The organism is Sphingomonas sp. (assembly GCF_036677245.1).
Lineage (GTDB): Bacteria > Pseudomonadota > Alphaproteobacteria > Sphingomonadales > Sphingomonadaceae > Allosphingosinicella.
The window spans coordinates 1-11,565 of the sequence record NZ_JAKFCG010000046.1 but is presented as its reverse complement, the minus strand read 5'-3'; the positions used below and the strand labels follow the sequence as shown (position 1 = coordinate 11,565).

Sequence of the window (11,565 nt, the reverse complement as noted above, 5' to 3'; positions counted from 1 at the left end):
CTCGACTGTAGCGGGTGGTTCGGGCATTCTTATGAATGTTCATCCGACTCTCCTGGGTCCTGAAGCTTCGCAACCTCAGTCTCCTCGGTTCGGGTCGGATGAACAACCTACTGAAAGCTCACAGCTAGACCTTGATCGTTCAGGCTGAATCAGCCTGAAAGGTGGATCAGGCTCTGGCGACTGCCGCCGTCGCGCTCAGCACGAAGCCGGGAAAGCCGTTCGGCAGCTGGCTGGCAATGTTGCGCTCATAGACTTCGTAGGGGCCGAAATCGCACAGGCCGGTGCGCGGCTTGCCGGGGATATTGGCGCCCATGTACCAGCTGGCCGCCTGCGGAAACAACGTGGCGTTGATGAAGTCGGTGCAGTAGCCGACCCATTCCTCCTCGGTCTTTTCGGTGGCGTCGATGCGGGTCAGCCCCTTTTTCTGCATGTGGTCGATCCACTCGCCGGCCCAGTTCGCCTGGTCTTCGGCCAGCAGGATCGGGAGATAGAGCGGGCATGGGCTGCCGGGGCCATCGAGGATGAACATGTTCGGGAAGCCCGCGATCATGAACCCGTAGGCGGTTCGCGCGCCGTCCGCCCAATGCTCCTGCAAGGTGCGGCCGTTGGTGCCGCGCAGGTCCATCCGCGTCAGCGCGCCGGTCAGCGCGTCGAAGCCGGTCGCGAAGATCAGGCTGTCGAACTCGTGCTCGACCCCGCGCACCTGGACTCCTTTGGGCGTGATCTCGATGCCATGGCCGCGGACATCGACCAAGGTGACGTTGTCGCGATTGTAGGTCTCGTAATAATTGATGTCGGCGCACAGACGCTTGGCGAGGATCGGATAATCCTTGGGGACCAGCAATTCGGCGGTTTCAGGATCGTCCACCCGCGCGCGGATCTTGTCGCGGATATATTCGGCGAGGGTCTCGTTCGCTTCCTTGTCCCAGAAGATGTCCGGATAGATCAGGTAGAAGCCGAGGCCGCCCGATTCCCAGCGGTTATCATAGAGCGCCTTCCGCTCCTCGGGCGTCGATTCCATCGCCAATTTGGTCACGCGCGGCGTCGCCTCATAGTTGCAGGTCAGCATGCCGCCGGTCGAGATTTCGCGCTGCATGCGCCGCCATTCGGGGTAAATCGCCTTGACCTTCGCCTCATAATCCTTGGGCATCGGGCAGTTGCGCATCGGGATCGCATAAGGCGGCGTGCGCTGGAAAACGGTGAGATGGCCCGCCTGCTTCGCGATGATCGGGATGCTCTGCACCGCCGACGAGCCGGTGCCGATGATGCCGACCCGCTGGCCGGTGAAATCGACCCCTTCGTGCGGCCAGTAAGCAGTGTGGTAGGTGTTGCCTTCGAAGCTGTCCTGACCGGGAAAATCCGGCTTGTTCGGCGCCGAAAGGAAACCGGTCGCCATCACGCAATAACGCGCGCGGAAGCGGACGCCGGCGACGGTCTCGAGCCTCCATGTGTCGGTCGCATCGTCGAAATGCGCCGAAGCCACCCGCGAACCGAACAGGATCGAACGGCGCAGGTCGAAGCGATCGGCGACATGGTTGAGGTAGCGCAGCAATTCCGGCTGGCCGGCGTAGCGCTCCGACCATTCCCATTCCTGATCCAGCTCCGGCGAGAAGCTGTAGGAATAATCGACGCTCTCGATATCGACCCGCGCGCCGGGATAGCGGTTCCAATACCAGGTCCCCCCGACCCCCTCGCCGGCTTCGAGAAGGATCACCTTCAGTCCCTGTCCGCGCAAGCGATGGAGTGCATAAAGACCAGCAAAACCGGCGCCGACGACGATCACGTCATGCTCGGGAGCGGGATCGGATTGAGCAGATGCCGGTTCGCGCGCGACTGTGGTTGCCATTTGAGAATCTCTCCCACTCTATTTTCCGAGCATGTAAGGACAGTTTGCGCGTAAACCCAAGAGCAAATTTTACCGCACTGATGTCATCGTCTTGTATATCGGCAATGTCAGCCATAGGTGATTTCACGGCTTGCTTCTCGCTTCGCAGGGCACGAAACTTGCCCGCGATTGCCAATTCCTTTCCGCAGAAGAGCGAGATCGATGTCGTTTCTGAAGAAGCTGTTCGCCGGCCGCGGCCCGCTGGAAGTCCGCCTGCAGCCGAGCGGCGCGCATTTCGCCGTACCCTCCGGCGAGACGATCCTCGAACGCGCGCTCAAGGAGGGCCTTGCCTATCCGCATGACTGCACGGTCGGAACCTGCGGCTCGTGCCGCAGCCGCCTGCTCGAGGGGAAGGTCCAGGCGATCACGCCGTTCGGCTACACGTTGAGCCGCGAAGAGCTCGAAGCCGGCTACATTCTCGCCTGCCAGGCCCTGCCGCGCAGCGAGCTGCTACTCGAAGTCAGTCTGGAAGCGCCCGCTCTACCACCGGCCAGGAGCTTCGACGCACAGCTGATCGGCCTCGACGACCTCACCCATGACATCAAGCGCGCGACTTTCTCTCTGGACGCCCCGCTCGACTATCTCGCCGGACAATATCTCAACGTGTCGTGGCCTGGAGACAGCCGGAGCCGCTCCTATTCCTTGTGCCAGAAACCGGTGGAAGGCGGCCGTTCGCAAATCAGCACCTTCATCCGGCGCGTTCCGGGAGGAGGATTCACCGAACATCTCTTCGCCGGCGATCCGTTCGGCACTTCCTATCGCCTGGATGGACCGCACGGCAATTTTTGGCTCCGCGAAGCGGACGGGCCGATCCTGTGCGTCGCGGGCGGGAGCGGCCTTGCCCCGATCATCAGCCTGCTCGAGGACGCTGCGGCCCGCGGCCTCGCGCGGGATTGCATCCTGCTGTTCGGCGCGCGCACCGAGCGCGATCTTTACGCCAGCGAAGAGATCGCCGCGATCGCAGCCGCCTGGAAGGGCCGTTTCGAATATCGGCCGATCCTGTCGGAACAGTCGCTTGCCGGCGTCGCGCATGGGCTCGTGACCGATTCGATCGCGCCCACGCTGGACGAACTCGGCCGCAACGCCCATGCCTATATGTGCGGCCCGCCGGGGATGATCGACGCCGGAATCGCGGCGCTGACGAGCGAAGGGATTGCGCTGGAGCATATCCACTACGACAGATTCACCGATGCCAGCCACAAGGCGCCGGCATGACGAGGCGTATGGGACCGCGCCTGTGGACGGGCGCATGAGCGAATGGGTGGCAATCGTCCCGCTGAAGCCGCCTGGCGAGCGCAAGACGCGGCTCAGCGCGCATCTGGCGGCGGATGAGCGAGACCGGCTCGCCGAATTGCTCGCCGATCACGTCATGCGGATCTTGGCCGAGACGCCGCGCATCCGCACCCGGATTGTGCTAGCCGCCGAGCGGCCTTCGGTCCCGCACGATCGCTGGATCGCCGATCGCGGCCGCGGCCTCAACGCCGAACTGGCCGATGCCCGGCGATCGGCGAGGCCCGCCGCTTCGCTGGTGATTCACGCCGATCTGCCCGGGCTTTGCGTCGCGGATGTCGATGCGGTGATCGACCTGGCCGAGCAGCACGGATCCGCCGTGGCGCCGGACCGCCATTCGACGGGAACCAATGCTTTGGCCCTCGCCGACGATCGTCCGTTCGACTTCGCGTTCGGCGCCGACAGCTTCGCAAGGCATCGCGCCCGGCTTGGAGGCCAATGCGGCGTCGCCACACGGCCTGGGCTGGCGCTCGATCTCGACACCCAGGCAGACATGGAATTCGCGTTGGAGATCCTGCGCCGCGACGTTCGAGCGGGCTGCGGCAACGGGCGGTCCGCTCACAGCACGCGATAACCGCCGTCGACCGCGATCATCGCCCCGGTCACGAACGAGGCGGCGTCGGACAGCAGCCACTTCACCGCCTCGCCGACTTCGGGAGGCTGCCCGAAGCGGCCGATCGGATGATGCTCGAGCAGCTTGTCGAAAAAGGCCGAGAAATCCGGATGCTCGATCGCACGCTCAATCATCGGCGTGCGAATGATCCCGGGCAGCACCGCGTTCACCCGGACGCCGAGCGCGCCATATTCGAGCGCGGCGGCGCGCGTGAGGCCGATCACGCCGTGCTTGGCGGTGACATATTCGGCCGCGCGCGGGATCGCCACCTCGCCGAGCGCGGACGCCGTGTTGACGATCGATCCGCCGCCACCCGCGAGCATCGCGCGGACCTGATGCTTGATGCACAGGAACACGCCGGTCAGGTCGATGCGAAGCGCATGCTCCCACTGCTCGATGCTAAGTTCATGCAGCGGCAGAACGGCCTGCTCGACTCCGGCATTGTTGAACGCGCCGTCGAGCCGGCCATGGATGCTCAACGTCTCGTCGACCAGCGCAGCGACATCGGCTTCGCGCCCGATGTCCGCCTTGACGAAGCTTGCTTGCCCGCCACGCTCGCGGATCGCCGCCGCCGTCTCTTCGCCGCTGTCGGAGAGGTCGCTCACCACGACCCGCGCACCCGCATCAGCCAGCAGCAATGCAGTCGCACGGCCGATCCCTCCAGCGCCGCCGGTGACGATGATGACGCGATCGTTCAGCATGGCCGGCTCGCGCGCCTCGCCCTCATGGCCCAACCAGCAGCGATGCCGGCGTTGCGTTCGCCCCAGCATCAAACCTGGCCGATGGAGCCGGCCGGACCGCATTTTCGTCGCGGTAGAGCTCGTCGACCAACGCGGTACGACGCGCGAGCACCGCGCGCTGGTTGATATAGCCCTTCTCTGTGATCTCGTCGTGCTCGGGGCGCGGCGGATCGGCGAGGATCAGCAAATGGCCGATCCTGGTGCTCGATCCCATCTGCTTGTCGTTATGCGCGCACAGCAGGCTCGCGAGACGATCGCGCACCCGCCGCAACGCTGCCGGCCCGCCGTCAAACTCCAGGCCTTCGCCGGCCAGCAAGGCGCGGCAGGCGTCCTGGTTCGGGAAGACGAGCAGGCCAACCTTGGCGCGCCCTTCGCCCGCGACCACCGCGTCCGCGATCAGTCCCTCGCCGGCGGCGATGGCGGCAAGGCGCACCCCGGCGACATTGATCCAGGTGCCCGATCCCAGCTTGAAGTTTTCGGCGATCCGTCCGTCGAACAATATGCCGGCCGCCGGGTCGGCCGGGTCGACCATCCGGCCGGCGTCGCCGATCCGGTAAAAGCCCTCCTCGTCGAACGCTTCCGCGGTCGCCTCCGGCTGCTTCCAATATCCCGGCGTGACGTTCGGTCCGCGGACTCTAAGCTCGTGCCGGCCGTCGATCGGCACCATCTTGATCTCGGTACCGGGCAGCGGAACGCCGAGATTGGAGGCGTGCGGCGTCGGAAACGACAGCATCGTCGCTCCGGGCGCGGTTTCGGTCGATCCCCAGCCGCCGAAAATCGCCGGCAGCGCGCCGGTGGCATTTTTTGCGACCGCCTCGAGGCGCGCGCGCGTGACGTCCGGCAGCGGTGCGGCTTCGTTGAAAAGGAAATCGAGATCGTCGAAGAAATGCCGCGCGAAGCTCGTGTCCGATTCCAAGGTCGGCAGCAGCGCCTCGTAGCCCGCCGGCACGTTGAAGTAGATCGTCGGCGACCAGCGCCTGAGCGCCGCGACCGTCAGCTCGATCGCTCCAGGCGCGGGCTTGCCGGCATCGATGTGAAAGGTGCCGCCCAGGAAAAGGCAGATGTGCAGGCAGAAATTGCCGCCGAACGTATGGCTCCAGGGGAGCCAATCGACGATCACCGGCGGGCGGCGCTCGAGGAAGCTCCACAGCGCCGTCATCGCCTGGACGTTGGAGACCAGCATGCGTTGCGTGTTGATGACCGCCTTGGGCGTTCCGGTCGAGCCCGAGGTGAACAGCAGCTTCGCCACCGTATCGCCGCCGACACTCGCTGCCGCCGCGGTCACCGCCTCCTTGGGCGCGGGAGCCTGGTCCATCAGCCAGGCGAGGTCGGCGATCGGCATCAGCTTGACGCCGGCCGAGCCGATCGAGGCAAAAGCCTCCGTCACCCCAAGGACGTCGTCGGCGAGCACCAGCGCCGGATCGATCTGGCCGACGATCTTGGCGAGCTTGCCCCACGGTGCCGCGCGCGCGGAGGCATAAGCGGGGGATGCGACGGCGACGGGCAGACCGACGCTCATCGCGGCGAGCATGACCAGCGCATGATTGATGCCGTTGGCGGCGAGCAGCAGCAAAGGCCGCTCGGCCGTGATCGGCAGGCGCAGCAGCCGCGCCGCCAGATGGCGGCGGATCTGCTCCGCCTCGCCGTAGGTGAGCTCGCGAAGCTCGCCCCCCAGCTGCTCGGTCAGGAACAGGCGGTCGGGATGCGATGCGGCCCAGCGCGTCAGCAGGGCGGGTATCGTGCCGTTCAGCGGCGGCAGCTCGAGCGCGTTGCGCAGGAGGATCGAGCCGTCCGGACGCAATTCCTCACGAATGTCGGACACTATTGAGATCATGCTCTCGCACCCTCGCCTCGCCAGCGCCGCCATTATCACCCTGTGCGTATGACGGTCGCGAACCACATCAGACTAATGCATTGCGTGAAGATCGCCAGCCCTCGCCCCGGCGATGCTCGCCTCGGCTCTCGCAAGCAACGCCCGCGCATCCTCTCGCCGTCCGCGGCGTTGGGGGAGATCGGTTCAGCGCCGGTTAGGGCGCGTTCCGCCTAACCGGTGCGGTACCGCCCAATATTGTTGTGAGAATGTTCATGCGTTTGCTTACCCTCCTGCTCCTGACCAGCTCCTGGCCCGCTCTCGCCCAGGTCGCTCCTTCCCCCCCGGCTTCCCCCCAGCCGACCGCCGACGACGGCAGCGACCCCGAAGCGGACGAGGAGGAAGAGGAGGATATCGTCGTCACCGGCCGGCGAAACGTTGCCCCGCGCGGTTCGGTGATCGGCGATATCCAGCCCGAGATCACGCTCAGCGGACGCGATATCCGCGCTTACGGCGCGAGCAACATCGGCGAACTGCTCGAGGAGCTCGGCCCGCTGACCGGCAGCATCCAGGGGCGCGGCGGCGGCCAGCCGGTCGTGCTGCTCGGGGGGCGCCGCATCAGCAGCTTCCGCGAAATCCGCGACCTGCCGCCCGAAGCAGTGGCTCGGGTCGACATATTGCCCGAGGAAGTGGCGCTGAAATACGGCTACCGAGCCGATCAGAAAGTGGTGAACTTCGTGCTCCGCCGCCGCTTCGAGGCGGTCACCGGCGAGCTCGAGACGCGCCTCGCGACCGATGGCGGCCGCCAGCAGCATGAAGCCGACGTCAATTATCTGCGCCTCGGCGAAGGCAGCCGCCTCAGCGTCGATGCCGAATATGCGCGCGCCAACCCCTTGTTCGAGAATGAGCGCAACCTGGTCGATGCCGATCCCGACCGGACATTGCTGTCCGAGTCGGACAGCGCGAAGCTCAACGCGACCTACAACCGCACGATCTTCGGCAACGTCTCAGGAACGTTGAGCGCCGAGCTGGAGGGTCAGAACACACTCGCCTCGCTCGGCCGCGCCGACGATGGCTCGCAGCGGCTGCTGCGCGATTCCAAAAACCGCACCGGGAGCATCAATTATGCGCTGACCGGCGATCGCTCGGGTTGGCAATGGTCGCTCACCGGCGGCTACGTTCGCGACTGGTCGAAGACCGTGACCGACCGCGAGCGGACCTCCGGCATCGGCCAGGATCGCAGCAAATCGGTCGCCGAGACCGTGGAGAGCGAGGCCACCGCCAGCGGCCAGCTGTTCGACCTTCCGGCGGGCGCGGTCTCCGCCACCTTCAAGGCGGGCTTCAACCTGCGCGATCTCGAGAGCGAGTCGACTCGCGCCGACCTGTTCACCCGGACCGAGCTGTCCCGCGATCAGGGGAGCGGGCAGGTCAATCTCGATCTTCCCTTGTTCGACGACGACGGCCCGATCGGCAAGCTGACCGCCAACGCCAATGGCGCGGTCGACGAGCTTTCCGATTTCGGGACGCTCACCACCTTCGGCTACGGCTTCAACTGGCAGCCGATCGATGCAGTCCGCCTGATCGGCTCGGCGACGCACGAAGAAGGCGCGCCGACGATCCAGCAGCTCGGCAATCCGCTGCTGGTGACCCCGAATGTGCGCGTGCTCGACATCACGACCGGAAGGACGGTCGACATCACCCGGATCGAGGGCGGCAATCCCGCCCTGCTCGCGGACGAGCGGCGGGTGTTCAAGCTCGGCGCGACGGTCAGGCCGATCACCGACACCGACCTGACGTTGCGCGCCGATTTCACCGACACACGCATCGAAAACGTCATTACAGGCTTTCCGACCGCGACCCCGGAGATCGAGGCGGCCTTCCCCGAGCGCTTCGAGCGCGATGCCGCCGGGACATTGCTTCGGATCGACAGCCGGCCGGTCAATTTCGACCGCAGCAAGCAGCGCCAACTGCGCTGGGGCTTCAACTGGTCCGAGACACTCGAGGCACCGCCCCCGCGTGGGCCCGACGGCCAGCCGCTGACCGCCGAGCAGATCGAGGAACGCCGCGCGCAATGGCGCGAAGGCCGGCGCGGCGAGCGCGGCGGTGAAGGCGCCGGCGCCGGCAGCGGCGGCCGCCGAGAAGGAGGAGCCGGGTTCCGTGGCGGCGGCTCGGGGCGCGGCGGACCGGGGGGCGGCGGACCTGCGGGTTTCGGGGGCGGCGGGCGCCAGGGCCGAGTGACCTTGGCTTTGTTCCACACCTGGCGGCTGGAGGATACGATCCTGATCCGGCCGGGGGTCGCAGAGCTCGACCTGCTCTCCGGCTCCGCAACCGGCGGAAGCGGCGGCCAGTCGCGCCACCTGATCGAGGCGCAGGCCGGCTACAATCGCAACGGCCTTGGCGCACGGATCGACGTCGATTGGCAAAGTGCCACGCGGGTACGCGCCAACGGCGCGGACGGCGCGCCTTCGCCGCAGGATCTGCGGTTCGGCGCGCTCACCACGGTCAATCTCCGGCTGTTCGCCGATCTCGGCCAACAGCAGGGGCTGGTGCGCGCGATGCCCTTCTTCCGCGGCTCGCGCCTCACCTTGGCGGTCGACAATTTGTTCAACCAGCGCCTCGACGTGCGCGACGCGGCCGGCGTCACCCCGCTCGGCTACCAGCCCGACCTGCTCGATCCGCTCGGCCGTTCGATCCGTCTGAGCTTCCGCAAATTGTTCTACTGATCGTGTGCTCGCGTGATCGGGCGCGGCGCGGGCCTTATAGTGATTTCAAGTCAGGTGGAATCACCTGACCGACTCGGAAATCACGGAGAACAAAGAGAATCAGACTCAATCCCGGTTCGACCAAACCGGGATTGAGTCTAGAGCATCGTGCGCAAAAGTGGGAACCGGTTTTGCGCAGCAGATGATGCGGCAACAGACGATAAGAGCGGGATGCGTGATCCAGATATCGCGCATTCCGCTCTGCTCTCAATTGTTGCTGATGTTCGACCGCGATTTCTTGCCGCCCTTGGCGGCAGCCGAGGTGGCGGCGCAAAGACCGTCGGCGGCCGACAGCTGGATCGGCCGCCAGCCGTCGGGTGCGGCCGCGGTGCGTGCACCTTTGTTGGTCTTGACGTCGTAGGTCGGTTTCATCTGGCTGAGCTGGGGCGTTGCAGGGCCCCATTCCTTCACGAAGGTGACCGGCTTGTGCGTCCGCTTGCCGCTCGCTTGGCCGGTCGCGGCGTCGCGCGGCGAAATGATGTAATGCGCTTGCTTAAGCTCACCTCCGGCGCAGATCAGCTTGAGGATCGCATCGTCGGCTCGGCCGTCGCCGTCGAGATCGCCGGCCGCGACACGCAGATATTGCGGCGCGCCGGCAGCGGGTTCGGCGCCGACCTCGAGGATCGTGAGACTGTGCCAATCGTCGCTCGCCATCACCTTGCCTTCGCTTGGAGCGGCCATCGCAGTCAGCAGTACTAGAATGAGCATGTCGAACTCCTCTCTGCTTGAGCTCTCGTTGGCATGCGCCCGTTCCGGATGCTGCGCAACAAATGCATCGCGCGCGCCGTACAGGCAGGACGATCGAATGGTCCCGCGCGAGCGACAGCCCCCCTTTCCCCAACTCCACGCGGCGGTTACGGTCGCCGCCGCTCAACGGCCCTCCGCTCGTATCGAGACCGCAACCACCTTTTCCAATCGTCCCGGAGCTTTGCATGACCGACAGTCCGCGCCTTCGCCTTTTATCCACCGTCGACTTTCCGGCGCGCATCATGGCGCCGTTCGAGCAGGCGTTCGACGTCGTGCGCGGAACACCCCAGGAAGCCACGCAGGTCGCGCCCGACGTCGTGCTCTGCTCGGGCGGCGGGGTGCGGCTCCCGGCCGAGGTCATTGCCGCATTCCCCGACACGGTGAAGGCGATCGCGACCTATTCGGTCGGCTATGATCATGTCGACATCGAGGCCGCGCGTGCACGCGGCATCGCGGTCTTCAACACCCCAGGCGTGCTCGGCGATGCCGTCGCCGACGCCGCGATGCTGCTGATGCTCGGGGCCGCGCGCCGCGCGACCGAAGCAATCGCGATGATCCGCAACGGCGAGTGGAAGGGCTGGACGCCGGCGCAGCTCAACGGCGTCGAGCTCGCCGCCAAGACGCTCGGCATCCTGGGGATGGGCGACATCGGCAAGAAGGTCGCAAAGCGCGCCCGCGCGTTCGGGATGAATGTCGCCTACACCAACCGCCGCGAAGCCACCGGCGAGCCGGATGCGCGCTTCGTGCCTGATGCGTACGAGCTGATCGCGCAGAGCGACGTGCTGCTGCTCGCCTGGCCATCGACGCCGGAGACGCGCGGCTTCATCAACGCCGCCGCGCTGGAGCGCGCCAAGCCCTCGCTCATCCTGGTCAACGTCGGCCGCGGCGATCTCGTGGTCGACGACGATCTAATCGCGGCGCTGCAAGGCGGCCGCATCTTCGCCGCCGGGCTCGACGTGTTCAACAACGAGCCGAACCTCGACAAGCGCTATCTCGACCTCCCCAACGCCTTCCTCACCCCCCATGTCGGCAGCTCGACCTGGGAAGCGCGTCTGGCGATGGCGATGCTGCTGGTCGACGCGCTCGAGCAATGGCAGCAGGGCGGCGCTCCGGCCAACCGCCTGGTCTGATCTTCGGTCTGAGCTCGGGCAAGCTGCAGATGGAAGCGCAGCCTGCCCTATAGTTGTTTGATGCCGCATTGCTTCTTGCGAAAAGCCGGTACCCACCTTTTCGCTTTATGCTCTGGGCCTGTTCTCCGGCCGCGATCGAGGTTAGGATCCGATCAGGGAGAGCTGGCGATGCATATTCAGGATCTTGCCTCGAAGATCATCGACAAGCCGGGCGAGACGTTCAAGGTTCATCGCTCGCTCTACACCGATCCGGAGTTGTTCGAGCTCGAGATCAAGCACATCTGGGAAGCGACCTGGATCTACATCGGCCACGACAGCCAGATCCCGAACAACAATGATTATCTGACGACGGTGATCGGCCGCCAGCCGGTGATCATCAGCCGTGGCGGCGACGGCAAATTGCGCGGCTTCATCAACGCCTGCTCGCACAGGGGGGCGATGGTCTGCCGCAAGCCGCACGGCACGGGCAAGATCTGGTCCTGCCCCTATCATGGCTGGGTCTACAACAATGAGGGCAAGCTGCTCGACGTCAAGCAGGAGGCGGAAGGGGCCTATCCCGAACATTGGTCGAAGGACCAATATGGGCTG

9 protein-coding genes are annotated in these 11,565 nt (G+C 65.7%); 5 read left to right on the top strand and 4 right to left on the bottom strand.

What is annotated here, in order from left to right; all coding sequences use genetic code 11:
* Positions 1-166 precede the first annotated feature (166 nt).
* Positions 167-1,846, bottom strand: coding sequence for a flavin-containing monooxygenase (locus V6M48_RS04900; protein ID WP_332811409.1), 1,680 nt, complete (start codon positions 1,844-1,846; stop codon positions 167-169).
* Between the two features lie 201 nt (positions 1,847-2,047).
* Here V6M48_RS04900 and V6M48_RS04895 point away from each other — a divergent pair, with 201 nt between their 5' ends.
* Positions 2,048-3,100, top strand: coding sequence for a 2Fe-2S iron-sulfur cluster binding domain-containing protein (locus V6M48_RS04895; protein ID WP_332811408.1), 1,053 nt, complete (start codon positions 2,048-2,050; stop codon positions 3,098-3,100).
* 34 nt (positions 3,101-3,134) lie between these two features.
* Positions 3,135-3,749 (top strand): 2-phospho-L-lactate guanylyltransferase, encoded by a 615-nt coding sequence (gene cofC, locus V6M48_RS04890; RefSeq protein ID WP_332811407.1) that lies wholly within the window; start codon positions 3,135-3,137, stop codon positions 3,747-3,749.
* Here the strand turns inward: cofC and V6M48_RS04885 are convergent.
* Both V6M48_RS04885 and V6M48_RS04880 read right to left on the bottom strand, forming a co-directional pair.
* Positions 3,734-4,489: an SDR family oxidoreductase gene (locus V6M48_RS04885; RefSeq protein WP_332811406.1), complete on the bottom strand. Its 756-nt coding sequence runs from the start codon at positions 4,487-4,489 to the stop codon at positions 3,734-3,736. The genes cofC and V6M48_RS04885 overlap by 16 nt on opposite strands.
* 22 nt (positions 4,490-4,511) lie before the next feature.
* A complete protein-coding gene (locus V6M48_RS04880) occupies positions 4,512-6,350 on the bottom strand; it encodes an AMP-binding protein (RefSeq protein WP_332811405.1) in 1,839 nt (612 codons plus the stop codon).
* 263 nt (positions 6,351-6,613) lie between these two features.
* On the opposite strand from V6M48_RS04880, the gene V6M48_RS04875 reads away from it, so the two are divergent.
* Positions 6,614-9,061, top strand: coding sequence for a TonB-dependent receptor plug domain-containing protein (locus V6M48_RS04875; protein WP_332811404.1), 2,448 nt, complete (start codon positions 6,614-6,616; stop codon positions 9,059-9,061).
* Between the two features lie 246 nt (positions 9,062-9,307).
* On the opposite strand, the gene V6M48_RS04870 is transcribed toward V6M48_RS04875, so the two are convergent.
* Positions 9,308-9,808: a hypothetical protein gene (locus tag V6M48_RS04870; protein WP_332811403.1), complete on the bottom strand. Its 501-nt coding sequence runs from the start codon at positions 9,806-9,808 to the stop codon at positions 9,308-9,310.
* A gap of 224 nt (positions 9,809-10,032) precedes the next feature.
* Between V6M48_RS04870 and V6M48_RS04865 the strand changes: the two genes are divergently transcribed.
* Entirely contained in the window at positions 10,033-10,977 is a 945-nt protein-coding gene (locus tag V6M48_RS04865; protein WP_332811402.1) for a 2-hydroxyacid dehydrogenase, read from the top strand.
* 168 nt (positions 10,978-11,145) lie between these two features.
* On the top strand, positions 11,146-11,565 hold a 420-nt coding region (locus V6M48_RS04860), incomplete at its 3' end, for a Rieske 2Fe-2S domain-containing protein (RefSeq protein ID WP_332811401.1).